Source organism: Streptomyces sp. SM1 (assembly GCF_002910825.1).
Lineage (GTDB): Bacteria > Actinomycetota > Actinomycetes > Streptomycetales > Streptomycetaceae > Streptomyces > Streptomyces okerensis.
Genome location: NZ_NEUB01000674.1, coordinates 1 through 14,484, shown reverse-complemented (window position 1 = coordinate 14,484; position 14,484 = coordinate 1). Strand labels below are relative to the sequence as shown.

Sequence of the window (14,484 nt, the reverse complement as noted above, 5' to 3'; positions counted from 1 at the left end):
CCCCAGGGCCCCGGCACCCCCCGCACCCCGCGTCGCACGACCCACGGTCGACACCACCCCCGGTCCACCCCACAAGCCCGGGTGGCACAACCCACCCCCGCCCACCCCCGATAAGCTGCCCGCATGCGCGATCTAGGGGTGGGTTTCCGGTACCTGATGAGGGGCCAGAAGTGGGTGGGCCGGCACGGCAAACAGTTCGGCTTCGGCCTCCTCCCCGGCCTGATCACCCTCGTCCTGTACGCGGCAGCGCTGATCGCCCTCGCCCTGTGGGGCACCGACTTCGTCACCTGGGCCACCCCCTTCGCCGACGACTGGTCCACCCCCTGGCCGGGACTCTTCCGCGGCTTCCTCACCGCCGTGCTCTTCGCCCTCGCCCTGCTCCTGTCCGTGCTCACCTTCACCGCGACGACCCTGCTCATCGGCCAGCCGTTCTACGAGAGCCTCTCCGAGACGGTCGACCGGGACGTCTCTCCCGACGGCACGGCCCCCGAGTCCGGCCTGCCGCTGCTGCGGGAGCTGTGGATCTCCGCCCGTGACAGCCTCCGTATCGTCGCGCGGGCCCTCGTCTGGGCCGTGCTGCTGTTCGCGCTCGGATTCATCCCGGTGGCCGGCCAGACCGTCGTACCGGTGATCGGCTTCTTCGTCACCGGGTTCTTCCTCACCGAGGAGCTCGCCGCCGTCGCGCTCCAGCGGCGCGGGGTCGAACTGCGCGAGAGGCTCGCCCTGCTGCGGTCCCGCAGGACCCTCGTCTGGGGCTTCGGCACGCCCCTGGCGGTCGCGTTCCTCATCCCGTTCGTCGCCGTGTTCCTGATGCCGGGCGCGGTCGCCGGAGCCACCCTGATGGCACGCGACCTGCTCGGTGAGGAGACCGCCGGGGACGGCAGCGAGGAGCCCGAGCAGGACAGCGTCGCCTCGTGACGGAGGTGCTCGCCGTCGCCGTCATCACCGTGCTGGCCGTGATCGCCCCGGGCGCCGACTTCGCCATGGTGGTCCGGGGCAGTTACCTCCACGGCCGCCGCACCGGACTCCTCGCCGCCCTCGGTGTCGCCGCCGGTGTCCTGGTGCACGTCACCTACACCATGCTCGGCGTGGGGCTGCTGATCGCCTCCTCCGCCTTCCTGTTCACCGTCATCAAGCTGGCCGGCGCCGCCTACCTGGTGTACGTCGGCGTCCGCACCTTCCGCACCCGTGCGGAGCTCACCGTCGACCTGGAGGACAGGCCCGGCCTCACCCCGTTCGCGGCCCTGCGCACCGGATTCCTGACCAACGTCCTCAACCCGAAGACGACCCTGTTCGTCGTCTCGACCTTCGCCCAGGTCGTCAGCCCCGGCACCCCCGTGCCCCAGCAGGTGGGCTACGGCCTGTTCATGTCGCTGGCCCACCTGCTGTGGTTCGGCGTCGTCGCGGTGTTCTTCTCCCACGACCGGATGCGCGGCCTGATGCTGCGCGGCCAGAAGGTCCTCAACAAGGTGATCGGAGCGGCCCTGGCCGGCCTCGGCGTCAGTCTCGCGTTCGCTCCGTCGCACTGACCGCCACGGTCACGATCGACCGCGTCTGGCCGATGATGTCCAGCCGGTTCCGCACGAACTCGGGGTCGGTGATCTCGCTGGTGTTCCCGGTGCCGAACCGCAGCACGGGCGTGTGCACGTGCCCGCCCGGCAGCGTCTCGTGCAGTCCGAGCCGGTCACGGAGCAGCGTCGCCCGGTAGGCGATCTCGTTGGAGAGATAGTCCCCGCCGCCGCCCGCGCGGGCCGTCGACCCGGGTGTCGGCCCCTCCGGCCTGAAGACCGCCTCGGCCCCGCCCGCCGGAATCTCCGTCACGCCCGTGTTGTCGTACACCGGGAACCGCCCGGTCTCCGCGGCGACGATCTCCGCGTACGGCAGCGTGGTCGACGTCCACTGCGGCTGCGAGGCCGGGTCGGTGACCGGGACCGTCTCGGCGCGGCCGGTGTTCTCGTTGTCCCCGAAGCCGCCCCGCCAGGCGCCGTTGGTGCGCTCGATGTCGAAGCGGCCGACCCGGCCCTGGCTCACCGTGGTGAAGAGGTCGACCTCCGGCAGATGCGGCCGCAGCGCCCGCTCCACCGTCCCCTCCGTGAAGTCCCGCCAGCGCACGGGGAACACGGCCGTCTCGATCCGCGCGGGACCGTCCGCCGTCTCGATCACCGTGCCGTCCAGGGCGAGCGCCACGGCGCCGGACGGATTGGAGATACGGATGTCCCGGTCCAGGGTGAACGGGTCGAAGCCGGTCACCAGGACGCGCTTCATCCCCTTGCCGTGCGGATACCGGATGGCGCTCTGTCCGCGCGAGGTACGCTCCAGCTCGTCCAGCAGCCGTGCCCGCTGCCCGTCGCTCAGCCCGAACCCGGCGTCCCAGGACCGTAGTTCACGGGTCATACCGAGCCGTGCCCAGTACAGCGGCCGGTCGTCGTCCCGGCTCAGGTCACCGGCCGCCGGTGCGCGTCCCTGCGCCCGGTCGACGGCGCTGCGCCACAGCCGCGTGCCCTCGCGGACGACGGCACGCCGGGCCTGGGCGTAGGAGTGGGCGCGGTCGAGGGCTCGGGCGAGGTCCGGTGCCGCGGTGTCGAATCCGGAGCGGCGGAGTATCTCCTGCGGGGCCGCCCCGTCGAGGCGGCGTTCCTCGACGGTGGGGCCCGCCGGCGCGTCGGCGGCGGTCGCGGTGGAGGTGGTCATGGGGGCGGTGAGACCGGTCAGCAGGGCCAGACCGAGGACGCCTGTGCGCACGCGTAGCGAGTTCACGTGGGTTGCGGGCCTTCCGTCGTCGTGGGGATACGGGGATGCCGGAGGCCGCAGTATCGCCCGGCCGGTGTCGATCGGGCCATGGGGCGTGTCCGGGCGGCGACCCCCGTCCCCTCCGCCGGAAAGGCGGCACAGGAGCCGTCCGGGCACGGCGTCGCGGGAGGCCGGGACGCGGTCGGGGACGAGGCCGGGAGCCCCGTCATGGTCGGGCCGTCCCCCGAAAGCAGATGTGAAAGGTTCGTACGGGATTGAAGCGGGCAGTCTTATCGAGGGCCACCGGGCCGCGGCAGGGATTACCGTCGGGTCCGGGACACAGGTGAGGTGCCCACATGAGCAGCCCCGGCCCGGGACCCTGACCCCGGACCGGGGCTCATGTGTGCCGGGACCGCGGCCCGGCCGGCGCACCCGTGGCACCCCTGGCGCGCCTAGCGCACCGAGAAGCCGTACACCGTCTCCGAGCGGAACACCTCGCCGGGCCTGAGGACCGTGCTCGGGAACTCCGGGCGGTTCGGTGAGTCGGGGAAGTGCTGGGTCTCCAGCGCGATGCCGTCCCCGGGCGTGAAGGGCTCCGTGATGTGGTCCGCGGTGTAGAGCTGCATCCCGGGCTCGGTCGTCGACACCGTCAGCACCCGGCCGGACGCCGGGTCGTACAGCTCGGCCACCTCCACGGGAGTCTCCGTGACCCCCTTGTCGAGCACGAAGTTGTCGTCGTACCCGGTCCCGGCCTTGCGGGCCTCGCGGAAGTCGAAACGGGTGCCGGAGACGCCGGCGAGCTCGCCGGTCGGGATCAGCTCCGCGTCGGAGGGTGTGTAGCGGGAGGCGGCGAGCCGCAGCTCGTGCCCGGCCGCGCCGCCGGAGCCGGGCTGCGAGCCGGCCAGGTTCCAGTACGAGTGGTTCGTCAGGTTCACGTGCGTCGGGGCGTCCGTCACCGCCTCGTACGCGATACCCAGCGCGCCCCGCTCGTCCAGCGTGTACGTCACCGAGACCTCCAGCCGTCCCGGGAAGCCCTCCTCGCCGTGCGCGGCGACCAGGGAGAGGCGCAGACCGTGCTCGACCGGGCTGACGTCCCACACGCGCTTGTCGAAGCCCCGCTCACCGCCGTGCAGCGAGTTCGGCCCGTTGTTCGGCTCCAGTGCGTACGTGAACCCGTCCAGGGGCAAGCGCGCGCCCCCGATCCGGTTGGCGTACCGGCCGATGAGGGCGCCGAGGAAGGGCTCCGGATGCCGGAGATAGCCGTCCAGGCCGGAGAACCCCAGCACCACGTTCCCGGTCCGCCCGTCCCGGTCCGGCACCTCGACGTCCTGCACGATCCCGCCGTACGACAGAATCCGTACCTGTACGCCCGCCCGCCGCAGGGTCCAGCGGTGCACCGGCGTGCCGTCGGAAAGTGTGCCGAAGAGTTCGTTCATGTGCGAAACAATAGGTCACGGCTTCGTCGCCGTGACCGTCCGGTACGCGATCTCGGCCAGCCGGGCCTGCCCGTCGATACTGGGATGGAACCAGTCCCAGCGGCTCAGCTGCCCGGTGCCGAAACGGTACGCGTGCACCGCGCCGCCGTCGGAGCGGCAGCGGCGGTCCTCGGCGCACACCTCCCGGAGCACCGTGTTGTAGTCCTCCACCCGGTCGTGCACCGTCTCGCGCCGCTGCGTCGCCGCCGCGTCCAGCGCGTCGGGGTCGGCCAGCATCGACGGGCAGATGCCCAGCTTCCACACCTGCTTGCCCATGGCGCTGGTCCGCCCCTGCGACCACAGCCGCTTCAGGTCCGGCACGCTCGCCACGTACACCTGCGTCTTCGGCAGCGCCTCGCGCAGTGTGCGCATCGCCTCCCGGAAGTCGGCGCGGAAGTCCGCCACCGGCGTCATCGCCGACGTGGTCTCCCGGCAGGCGTCGTTCGCCCCCGTCATCACCGCCACCAGCTCCGGGGAGCGCCCCACCGCCCGCGCCATCTGACCCGGCAGATCCGCCATCCGGGCCCCGGTCACCGCGTAGTTCCAGCTCCGCCCGGCCGCCTCCGCCCGCCCCAGCAGCCGTACGGCGAGACTGTCGACCTGCTCGCTGCCGCCGGTCGCCCACGACACCTCGGGGCAGTCCGACAGCACCGCGCAGGCGTCGAACCCGGTGGTGATCGAGTCACCCACGGCGGCGACCGAGTCCGGCGAGGTGTCCCAGACGGACGTGGGCTTCGGGGACGGCCGTCCCTGCTTCGCCGCCGTGCCGGACGGCGCGGGGGAGTCACCGCCCACGGCGTCACAGCCCGCCACGCCGAGCGCGGCCGCCGTCACCACGCCGAGCACGGCCCGTCGGCCACGCCCCCTCCTCCGCGTCCGCTGCTCCACCCGTCGCCTCCCCGCGCCGTGCCGCCGTGTCTGTCTCCCACCCTTACAACGCAGGGGAGTTCCCGCCCGTCCGAAGGAGTCGCACGAGAGCGACGCCCCTCACCCGCACAGGCGTCCTGCCGGGTGAATGACAGGGTTTTCCCGGCACCATGACGGACGGTACGTCACACTCCTTGCCCCGTCGCACGGTAGCCTCGCCATCAACGCGGCCCGCCCGCCGCGGCCGTTCCGCCCGATCCAAGACGACCCGCTCAGCCCGGAGGTTCCGGTGACGACTCGTGGAGTTCTGTACGTGCACTCCGCGCCCCGCGCGCTGTGCCCGCACGTCGAGTGGGCCGTCGCCGGGGTGCTCGGCACGCGCGTCAGCCTGGACTGGATCCGTCAGCCCGCGTCCCCCGGCACCTGGCGCTCCGAGTTCTCCTGGCAGGGCCGGCCCGCCACCGCCTCCCAGCTCGCCTCCGCACTGCGCGGCTGGCAGATGCTGCGCTTCGAGGCCACCGCCGAGCCCAGCACCACCGCCGAGGGCGAGCGGTACAGCTGCACCCCCGACCTCGGCATCTTCCACGCGGTCACCGGCATCCACGGCGACATCCTCATCCCCGAGGACCGCCTGCGCGCCGCCCTGGTCCGCTCCCGGACCGAAGAGACCGACCTGGAATCAGAGATCGCCAAACTCCTCGGCAAGCCCTGGGACGACGAACTCGAACCCTTCCGCCACGCAGGAGAGGGCGCCCCGGTCCGCTGGCTCCACCAGGTGGTCTGACCCCCCCCGAGACCCAAGGGGCGCGGGGAACTGCGCAAAGGGGGTCTGGGGGCGCAGCCCCCAGGGACGGGACGGGAAGGGGCGGCGGGGGCGAAGAACCTCCCGCCCACCCGCCCACCCGCGCCGCACGGCAAAAGGCCCCCACCCCGAAAGGTGAAGGCCCTTCACACAGTCCACGGCGGCTACACCGACCGGAACGCCAGCACCACGTTGTGCCCACCGAACCCGAACGAGTCGTTCAACGCGGCGATCCGCCCGTCCACGGGCAGCTTCCGCGCCTCCCCCCGCACCACGTCCGCCGCCGCCTCGGCCTCGGGGTCGAGGTTCTCGACGTTGATCGTCGGCGGAGCCACCCGGTGGTACAGCGCCAGCACGGTCGCCACCGACTCCACGCCACCCGCGCCACCGAGCAGATGACCGGTCATCGACTTCGTCGCGGAGACCGCGAAGTGGTCCGCGTCGTCCCCGAACACCTTCCGCAGCGCCTTCAGCTCGGCGATGTCGCCGGCCGGCGTCGACGTGGCGTGCGCGTTGACGTGCACGATCTCCGCCGGGTCCAGATCCGTCCGGTCCAGCAGGTTCCGCAGGGCCGCCGAGATGCCGCGCCCCTCCGGCTCCGGCTGCACGATGTCGTGCGCGTCGGCCGAGATGCCCTGGCCGACCGCTTCCGCGTAGACGCGGGCGCCGCGCGCGGCGGCGTGCTCGGCGGACTCCAGGACGACGACACCCGCGCCCTCGCCCAGGACGAAGCCGTCCCGGCCGACGTCGTACGGACGCGACGCGCCCTCGGGGTCGTCGTTGTTCTTGGACATCGCCATCATGTTGCCGAACGCGGCGATCGGCAGCGGGTGGATCGCCGCCTCCGTGCCGCCCGCGACGACCACGTCGGCGCGGCCGCTGCGGATCATCTCGATGGCGTAGCCGATGGCCTCGGCACCCGACGCGCACGCGGAGACCGGGGTGTGCACGCCCGCGCGGGCGCCCACCGCGAGGCCCACGTTCGCGGACGGGCCGTTCGGCATCAGCATGGGGACGGTGTGCGGGGAGACGCGGCGGACGCCCTTCTCCTTCAGCACGTCGTACTGGTCCAGCAGGGTCGTCACGCCGCCGATGCCGGAGGCGATGACCGCGCCCAGCCGGTCCGGGTCGACGTTCGGGTCCTCGCCGGCCTTGGCTTCGAAACCGGCGTCGGCCCACGCCTCCGTGGCCGCGATCAGCGCGAACTGCGCCGAGCGGTCCAGCCGGCGGGCCTGCGGCCGGGGGATGACCTCGGTGGGCTCGACGGCCACGGGTGCCGCGATACGGACCGCCTGGTCGGCGGCCCACTCCTGCTCCAGGGGCTTGACGCCGGAACGTCCGGCGACCAGGCCCTCCCAGGTAGAGGCTGCGTCGCCACCCAGCGGTGTGGTTGCGCCGATACCGGTGACGACCACGGTGCGATTGGTCGGGCTCATCGGAATTCTTTCTCCAACGGATCTACGAGGATTCGTACGGCGCCACCGCCGGGTGGCGGGGCAGGGGCTCCCGGCCCCCGGGCCTCCCGTACCGACGGAAGACAGTCAGGAGACCCGGAAGGCCCGGCAGGGCTCAGCCCTGGTGCTTGAGGATGTAGTCGGTCGCGTCGCCGACCGTCTTGAGGTTCTTGACGTCGTCGTCCGGGATCTTGACGTCGAAGCGCTCTTCGGCGGCGACGACGACCTCGACCATGGACAGCGAGTCGACGTCCAGGTCGTCGGTGAAGGACTTGTCCAGCTGGACGTCCTCAACCGGGATGCCGGCGATCTCGTTCACGATCTCCGCGAGACCGGCGACGATCTCTTCCTGAGTGGCGGCCATGATGGCGCTCCTTCTTTGTCATTCCAGCGGATGAAACGGTGTGTCCTCGCGTACCGGACCGATGATCCGGCACGGAGTGCCTAGGGGAGGGTAACGACCGTTGCGGCGTAGACGAGACCCGCCCCGAAGCCGATGACGAGCGCGGTGTCGCCGCTCTTCGCCTCGCCGGTCGCCAGAAGCCGCTCCATCGCGAGCGGGATCGAGGCGGCCGAGGTGTTGCCGGTGGTGCGGATGTCACGGGCGACCATGACGTGCTCCGGCAGTTTCAGGGTCTTCACCATCGAGTCGATGATCCGCACGTTGGCCTGGTGCGGGATGAAGACGTCCAGGTCGTCCGGGCTGATCCCGGCCGCGTCCAGCGCCTGCTGGGCGACCTTCGCCATCTCGAACACGGCCCAGCGGAACACCGCCTGGCCCTCCTGCGTGATCGCGGGGAACTTCACGTCGCCCGCGCTGTCGAGCGGCAGCCGGGAGACGTCGCCGACGTGGAACTCGTTCCACGGCACGGTCTGCTTGATGGTCTCGGACTTGTCGCCCTCGGAGCCCCACACGGTCGGGCCGATCGCCGGCTCCTGGGACGGGCCGACGACCACGGCGCCCGCGCCGTCACCGAACAGGAAGGCGGTGGCCCGGTCCTCCAGGTCGGTCAGGTCGCTCAGCCGCTCCACGCCGATGACGAGCACGTACTCGGCCGAACCCTCGACCACCATGCCCTTGGCCAGCGTCAGCCCGTAGCCGAAGCCCGCGCAGCCGGCCGAGATGTCGAAGGCCGCGGCCTTGTCCGTGCCCAGCCTGTAGGCGATCTCGGTCGCGACGGCCGGGGTCTGGCTGAAGTGCGACACGGTCGACACGACCACGGCGCCGATCCGCGAGGCGTCGATCCCGGCGTCCGCGATCGCCTTGCCGGAGGCCTCGACCGACATCGCGGCGACGGTCTCCTCGGGCGAGGCCCAGTGCCGGGTCTCGATGCCGGAGCGCGAGCGGATCCACTCGTCGGACGAGTCGATCGTCTCGAGGATCACCTCGTTCGGCACGACCCGGGTGGGGCGGTAGCCGCCCACGCCGAGGACGCGCGCGTACGGGGCGCCCTTACTGGGCTTGATCTTCGCCATGCGGGTCGGCTCCTTAAGGCGATCAGGCGGTGTGCTCGGCGATGAGCTCACGGGCCGCGTCGAGGTCTGCGGGGGTCTTCAGGGCCAGCGTCGTGACGCCGGGCAGGGCACGCTTGGCGAGGCCGGTCAGGGTGCCGCCGGGGCAGACCTCCAGGAGGGCGGTGACGCCGAGCTCCTTGAAGGTCTCCATGCACAGGTCCCAGCGGACCGGGTTGGCGACCTGGCCGACCAGACGCTCCAGCACCTCGCCGCCGGAGGCGACCGCCTGGCCGTCCCTGTTCGACACGTAGGTGAGCTTCGGGTCGCCGGGCGTCAGGGCCTCGGCGGCCTTCGCCAGCGTGTCGACCGCGGGGCCCATGTGGTGCGTGTGGAAGGCGCCGGCCACCTTGAGGGCGACGACCCTGCGCACGCCCTCGGGCTTGTCCGCCTCCAGCGCGGCGATCTGCTCCCTGGTGCCGGCCGCGACGATCTGGCCCGCGCCGTTGATGTTCGCCGGGGTCAGACCCAGCTTCTCCAGATGCGCCAGGGTCACCTCGGGGTCGCCCCCGAGCAGCGCCGCCATGCCGGTCTCGGTGACGGCGGCGGCGGCGGCCATGGCCAGACCCCGCTTGCGCACGAGGGACAGCGCGGCGGTGTCGTCGAGGACACCCGCGAAGGCGGCGGCGGCGATCTCACCGACACTGTGACCGGCGACGGCACCGGGTGCCACGTCCCCGAGCGCGGAGGCGGACAGCAGTCCGGCCGCGACCAGCAGCGGCTGGGCGACGGCCGTGTCGCGGATCGCGTCCGCGTCGGCCTTCGTGCCGTAGTGGACGAGGTCGAGTCCGATGACGTCGGACCACGCGGCGACGCGGTCCGCGGCACCGGGGAGTTCGAGCCATTCAGTCAGGAAGCCGGGCGTCTGGGCGCCTTGGCCGGGAGCGACGAGTACGAGCACTCTCACACTCTCTCTTGGGTACGGGCACGGCCGCCCGTGGGGACAAGGACGAAGAACAACAGGGGGTTTTGTGGAGCCTCCACAAAAGACTAGGACTGAAGATCGCCATCGGCCAGACGCCCCAGGATCAGCGCGATCCGCAGGGTGAACGCAGAGCGTACATCGGAGGGTGACCATCCGGTGACGTCTGTCACACGTCGGAGCCGGTAACGAACGGTGTTGGGGTGAACGAACAGCATCCGCGCGGCGCCTTCGAGACTGCTCGCCTGCTCCAGATAGACACTGAGCGTCTCCAGCAGCGCGGCCCCGGCCTCCTCCAGCGGTCTGTAGATCTCCTCCACCAACTGCTCGCGCGCAGAGGGGTCTCCGGCCATCGCCCGCTCCGGAAGCAGATCGTCCGCCAGCACCGGACGCGGGGCGTCCTGCCAGGCCGAACACGCCTTGAGCCCCGCGGCGGCGGCCTGCGCGGACCGGGTCGCGGCCTGCAGGTCCGGCACCACCGGACCGGCCACCACCGGTCCCGCCGCGTACGGCCCGATCAGTGACTTGGCGACGGCGATCGGATTGTCGCTGCCTCCCGCGATCACCACCAGCCGGTCCCCGAGCACCCCGGTCAGCACCTGCAGCTTGGCGTGCCGGGCGGCCCGCCGGATCGCCTCCACGGTCAGCTCGGAGTCACCGTCCGGCGCGGTGCCCAGGACCACGCACACGTGCTCGGGGGAGTTCCACCCCAGCGCGGCGGCCCGCGACACGGCCCCCTCGTCGGCCTCACCGCTCAGCACCGCGTTCACCACCAGCGACTCCAGCCGCGCGTCCCAGGCACCCCGTGCCTCGGCGGCCTGCGCGTACACCTGGGCGGTGGCGAACGCGATCTCCCGCGCGTACACCAGCAGCGCCTCACGCAGCACGCTCTCGTCCCCGGGCGCCGCCACCTCGTCGATCGCCGACTCCATCACCTCGATGGTGGTGCGCACCATCTCGACGGTCTGGCGCAGCGTGATCGCCCGGGTCAGCTCACGCGGCGCGGTGCCGAACACGTCGGTGGAGATGGCCTGCGGTGCGTCGGGACGCCGGAACCACTCGGTGAACGCGGCGATGCCCGCCTGGGCGACCAGACCGATCCAGGAACGGTTCTCCGGTGGCATGGCCCGGTACCAGGACAGCGTCTCGTCCATCCGCGCGATCGCCTGCGCGGCGAGCGTGCCGGACGACTGCTCCAGCCGCTTCAGCGTCGCAGGATGCGGATGGGCGGGGCCTGCGGCGGCTTCTGGGGTACTGGTTTCGGGTTCGGGCACAGGGACAAGACTGCCTTATCGGGACGGCCGCGCGTGTCGCAGGGCCTACGGTGGACCATGTGATGGACCTACGGCGCGCGGACGAGCGCTACCAGGGCGGCGATCCGGCGGCCGGCATAGAGACCCGCCACGCCTTCTCCTTCGGCCCCCACTACGACCCCGGCAACCTCCGCTTCGGGGCGGTGATCGCCTGCAACGAGGAGCACCTCGGCCCCGGCGCCGGCTTCGGGGAGCACCCCCACAGCCACACGGAGATCGTGACCTGGGTGGTGCGGGGCGAACTCACCCACCGCGACTCCACGGGCCACGAGACGGTGATCCGCCCCGGCGACCTCCAGCGCCTGAGCGCCGCGTCCGGCGTCCGCCACGTGGAACGCAACGCCGGCTCCGGCCCCCTCACCTTCCTCCAGATGTGGCTCGCCCCTCTCACCCCCGGCGGCGACCCCTTCTACGAGGTCGTCCGCGGCATAGCCGACTCCACCCCGTACGCCCTCCCGGAGGCGGGCGCGATGCTCCACGTCCGTCGCCTCTCGGCCGGCGAGCGGACGGCCGTACCGGACGCACCCCACGTCTACCTCCACGTCGTCCGCGGCGACGTCCACCTGGACGGGGAGCACCTGCGCCCGGGCGACGCGGCCCGCCTCACGGACACCGAGGACATCGAGGCGGTCGCCGCGAACGCACCGGCGGAGCTGTTGCTGTGGGAGATGCGGGGAGCGTGACACACAAAACCACCACTGTGGAGCAAGGGGAGAGCAGTCGTCTCCCACGCCGCTGCCCTCGCGACCCATGACCTCGGCACGGCGAACCCCGGCCGTATCCATCTCACCGTCCCCCGCAGATCCCGGCAGAAGTCGGATGCGGTGATCCTTTACCGCGCAGAACTGACGCGGTCGGACATCGAGGACCGGATGGGATACCGGGTGACGACAGCCCGACACCTGGCCCGGCACCAAGGGCTTCGTCGGCGGTACCAATGACAACGAGGCCACCGGCCTGACGCACCTCGGCGCCCGCGAATACGATCCCACCACCGGCCGATTCATCAGCGTCGACCCCCTCCTCGAAACCGGCAAACCTCAATCCCTCATCCTCGATCCACCGCGCGGATAGTTGACCTGGGGACGGAGAAATGAGAAGAGGTGCCCGCTGACCTGGGATGATGGGAGTTCCTACGCCCACACCAGTCCCACGAAGCAAGGCACCTCTGAAGTGAAAGTCTCCCACAGCCCGTCGACGCTGTTCGCCGCGTTTGACGACCCCGACCTGGTCGCGCATGCCGGGCTGGTCCCGACGGTCCGACTGGCCGAGCGATGCGGTCTGCCCGCTCTGGTGGCCGAGAAGGTGAAGCTCACTGGCGCAGCCAACGGTGCCGGTACGGCCCCTGCCGCGAAGGCTCTGTCGATCGTGGGCGGCATGGTCGCCGGGGCGGACAGCATCGACGACCTGGACGTGCTCCGGCACGGCGGCCTGCCGCGCCTGTTCGGCGGTGTGCGCGCCCCGTCGACGCTGGGCACGTTCCTGCGCGCGTTCACCTGGGGGCACGTGCGCCAACTGGAGTCCGCCACACGGGCGTTCACCTGCAATCTCGCCGTGCACGCCGGCCTGGTCCCCACCAGGGACGAGGTGGTGTTCGTCGACATCGACTCCAAGGTCAAGCAGGTCTACGGGCCGGCCAAGCAGGGCGCCTCCTTCGGCTACACCAAACAGCGCGGCCTGCACTTCCAGATCGTCACCGCCAAGACGGGCACCTGCGCGCCGGTGATCGTGGCGACAAGGCTGCGCAAGGGCTCGGCAGGCTCTGGCAAGGGCGCGTCGAGTCTGCTGCGCGAGGCGCTGGCCACCGTGCGGGCGATGGGCATCACCGCGCAGATCATCGTCCGCGCCGACTCCGCGTACTTCTCCCACAAGGTCGTCGAGGTCTGCCGCAAGGCCGGCGCACGGTTCTCGCTCGCGGTCGCGGTCAGGAAGACGATCCGTGAAGTGATCGCGCACATCGCCGAGGACGCCTGGACGCCGATCAAATACGCCGCCGCCGTCTGGGACGACGAGGAGGAACGCTGGATCTCCGACGCCGAGATCGCCGAGGTCCCCTTCACCGCATTCACCAGCAAGAAGAAGCAGTTCCACACCACCGCCCGGCTGATCGTGCGCCGCGTGAAACGCCTCAACCCCTAAGAGCGTGCCCGAGGGGCAGGCCGAGCTGTTCGGCGTCTGGCGCCACCACGTCATCTTCACCGACAGCCCGTTCGTCCTGGCCCAGGCCGAACCCATGCACCGCGAACACGCCCAGGTCGAGCAGGTCTTCGCCGACCTGGAGGACTCCGCGCTCGCCCACCTGCCCTCGGGGAAGTTCACCGCGAACGCCGCCTGGCTCACCCTCGCAGCCACCGCTTACAACCTCACCCGCGCCGCCGGCCACCTCGCCTCCGCCTTCCACGCCAAGGCCCGCACCGGCACCATCCGCCGCCATCTGATCAACATCCCCGCCCGGATCGCCACCGGCGCCCGCCGCCTCACCCTCCACCTGCCACAACTCTGGCGCTGGGCCGACGACTTCACCAACCTGTGGACGGCGACCGGACAGCGCATGGTCACCTGACCCGCCCGACCGCCCTGACCGCCCACGACCCGAAAGACCTCGGAGACCCCGCACCGGACGGCCACCCGGCGATCACCGCTGCCCACGTCCCGAAGAATCACCCGGGACCCGCCCCGTCGGCGGTGACCGCGATGGCCACGTAGACGGGCCGGTTGGCGACGTGCCCGTCACGGATCTTGACGTGGATCGCGTCGATGAAGACGACCGGGTAGACCGAGTCGAGCGGACGGGTGCGCCATTCCGCCATCGACTCCAGTGCCTTGTCCGTGATGGTGGAGACCGTCTCCTTCGTCGTCATCCCGTACACCTCGGCGAGATGCGCGACGATCTCACCGGACGTCAGGCCCTTCGCGGTCAGCGAGAGGACCATCTCGTCCAGCGCTCCGGTCCGCCGTGCGTACTTGGGCAGCAGACGTGGGCTGAAGGTGCCCAGCCGGTCCCTGGGGACCTGCACGGTGACCGGGCCGACCTCCGTCATCACCTTCTTGGCCCGAGAGCCGTTGCGGGTGTTGCCGCCCGAACGCGACCCCCGCCCGCCGGCCTGTCCGGCCTCGACGGCCAGGTGCTGGTCCATCTCGGCCTCCAGCGCGGCCTGCATCAGATGCTGGGCCAGCTCGGGCAGCAGCCCGCCCTCGCCCATCAGCCGCAGCCCGCCCTCGGCGGTTCGCTCCGCCGCGAGCATGGCCAGCTCCTCCAGCAACTCGGCGGACAGACCGTTCACGGATACCGGCATCGACTTCACGTCGGCACCCTGAACACTCTCACCGGCCTCGGCAAGCGACACGCCCTGGACGGTCTCGATCAGGTGATCAGTGCTCGTACTCATCAGGTGACTCCTTCGTGGAG

The 14,484-nt window shown here is 71.4% G+C and carries 13 protein-coding genes and 2 pseudogenes; 6 read left to right on the top strand and 9 right to left on the bottom strand.

The genetic code is table 11. The features are described from left to right. Positions 1-123: 123 nt before the first annotated feature. Positions 124-918: an EI24 domain-containing protein gene (locus tag B9S61_RS18430; RefSeq protein ID WP_103543248.1), complete on the top strand. Its 795-nt coding sequence runs from the start codon at positions 124-126 to the stop codon at positions 916-918. Next, on the top strand, positions 915-1,529 hold the full coding sequence (locus tag B9S61_RS18425) for a LysE family transporter (RefSeq protein ID WP_103543247.1): 615 nt from the start codon (positions 915-917) through the stop codon (positions 1,527-1,529). The genes B9S61_RS18430 and B9S61_RS18425 overlap by 4 nt, the downstream gene beginning before the upstream one ends. On the opposite strand, the gene B9S61_RS18420 is transcribed toward B9S61_RS18425, so the two are convergent. From B9S61_RS18420 to B9S61_RS18410, 3 genes are all read right to left on the bottom strand, one after another. Then, positions 1,501-2,757, bottom strand: coding sequence for a pyroglutamyl peptidase (locus B9S61_RS18420; protein ID WP_181007421.1), 1,257 nt, complete (start codon positions 2,755-2,757; stop codon positions 1,501-1,503). The genes B9S61_RS18425 and B9S61_RS18420 overlap by 29 nt on opposite strands. 425 nt (positions 2,758-3,182) lie before the next feature. Beyond that, positions 3,183-4,166 (bottom strand): aldose epimerase family protein, encoded by a 984-nt coding sequence (locus tag B9S61_RS18415; RefSeq protein WP_103543246.1) that lies wholly within the window; start codon positions 4,164-4,166, stop codon positions 3,183-3,185. Between the two features lie 15 nt (positions 4,167-4,181). Next, positions 4,182-5,093 carry an SGNH/GDSL hydrolase family protein gene (locus B9S61_RS18410; RefSeq protein WP_103543245.1) on the bottom strand — a complete coding sequence of 304 codons (912 nt, stop codon included), beginning with the start codon at positions 5,091-5,093 and terminating at the stop codon, positions 4,182-4,184. 268 nt (positions 5,094-5,361) lie between these two features. Here B9S61_RS18410 and B9S61_RS18405 point away from each other — a divergent pair, with 268 nt between their 5' ends. Next, entirely contained in the window at positions 5,362-5,856 is a 495-nt protein-coding gene (locus B9S61_RS18405; protein WP_103543244.1) for a DUF3145 domain-containing protein, read from the top strand. A 182-nt stretch (positions 5,857-6,038) separates the two neighbouring features. Here the strand turns inward: B9S61_RS18405 and fabF are convergent, their stop codons facing one another. From fabF to fasR, 5 genes are all read right to left on the bottom strand, one after another. Then, on the bottom strand, positions 6,039-7,310 hold the full coding sequence (fabF, locus tag B9S61_RS18400) for a beta-ketoacyl-ACP synthase II (protein ID WP_103543243.1): 1,272 nt from the start codon (positions 7,308-7,310) through the stop codon (positions 6,039-6,041). Positions 7,311-7,443: 133 nt separating this feature from the next. Then, entirely contained in the window at positions 7,444-7,692 is a 249-nt protein-coding gene (locus B9S61_RS18395) for an acyl carrier protein (protein ID WP_103543242.1), read from the bottom strand. Between the two features lie 80 nt (positions 7,693-7,772). Next, complete coding sequence (locus B9S61_RS18390; protein WP_103543241.1) at positions 7,773-8,804, bottom strand: ketoacyl-ACP synthase III; 1,032 nt, start codon at positions 8,802-8,804, stop codon at positions 7,773-7,775. Positions 8,805-8,826: 22 nt separating this feature from the next. Beyond that, positions 8,827-9,741 (bottom strand): ACP S-malonyltransferase, encoded by a 915-nt coding sequence (locus B9S61_RS18385; RefSeq protein ID WP_103543240.1) that lies wholly within the window; start codon positions 9,739-9,741, stop codon positions 8,827-8,829. A gap of 89 nt (positions 9,742-9,830) precedes the next feature. Beyond that, positions 9,831-11,036, bottom strand: a complete 1,206-nt coding sequence (gene fasR, locus B9S61_RS18380) for a fatty acid biosynthesis transcriptional regulator FasR (RefSeq protein WP_103543239.1) — start codon at positions 11,034-11,036, stop codon at positions 9,831-9,833. 62 nt (positions 11,037-11,098) lie between these two features. Here fasR and B9S61_RS18375 point away from each other — a divergent pair, with 62 nt between their 5' ends. The 3 genes and pseudogenes from B9S61_RS18375 (at position 11,099) to B9S61_RS18360 (ending at position 13,638) form a co-directional block, all read left to right on the top strand. Beyond that, positions 11,099-11,758 carry a pirin family protein gene (locus tag B9S61_RS18375; protein WP_103543238.1) on the top strand — a complete coding sequence of 220 codons (660 nt, stop codon included), beginning with the start codon at positions 11,099-11,101 and terminating at the stop codon, positions 11,756-11,758. Positions 11,759-11,969: 211 nt separating this feature from the next. Then, positions 11,970-12,125: pseudogene (locus B9S61_RS43490) on the top strand (RHS repeat-associated core domain-containing protein); the annotation flags it as partial. Between the two features lie 123 nt (positions 12,126-12,248). Further along, positions 12,249-13,638, top strand: a pseudogene (locus B9S61_RS18360) (IS1380 family transposase). Positions 13,639-13,735: 97 nt separating this feature from the next. Here the strand turns inward: B9S61_RS18360 and B9S61_RS18355 are convergent. Next, complete coding sequence (locus B9S61_RS18355) at positions 13,736-14,464, bottom strand: transposase (protein ID WP_103543237.1); 729 nt, start codon at positions 14,462-14,464, stop codon at positions 13,736-13,738. Positions 14,465-14,484 lie beyond the last annotated feature (20 nt).

What these genes read in the sequence shown, in the direction of transcription:
- fabF (WP_103543243.1), bottom strand. Translation starts at nt 7,310, where the DNA reads ATGAGCCCGACCAATCGCACCGTGGTCGTCACCGGTATCGGCGCAACC.
- B9S61_RS18375 (WP_103543238.1), top strand. Translation starts at nt 11,099, where the DNA reads ATGGACCTACGGCGCGCGGACGAGCGCTACCAGGGCGGCGATCCGGCG.
- B9S61_RS18355 (WP_103543237.1), bottom strand. Translation starts at nt 14,464, where the DNA reads ATGAGTACGAGCACTGATCACCTGATCGAGACCGTCCAGGGCGTGTCG.
- B9S61_RS18395 (WP_103543242.1), bottom strand. Translation starts at nt 7,692, where the DNA reads ATGGCCGCCACTCAGGAAGAGATCGTCGCCGGTCTCGCGGAGATCGTG.
- B9S61_RS18415 (WP_103543246.1), bottom strand. Translation starts at nt 4,166, where the DNA reads ATGAACGAACTCTTCGGCACACTTTCCGACGGCACGCCGGTGCACCGC.
- B9S61_RS18390 (WP_103543241.1), bottom strand. Translation starts at nt 8,804, where the DNA reads ATGGCGAAGATCAAGCCCAGTAAGGGCGCCCCGTACGCGCGCGTCCTC.
- B9S61_RS18430 (WP_103543248.1), top strand. Translation starts at nt 124, where the DNA reads ATGCGCGATCTAGGGGTGGGTTTCCGGTACCTGATGAGGGGCCAGAAG.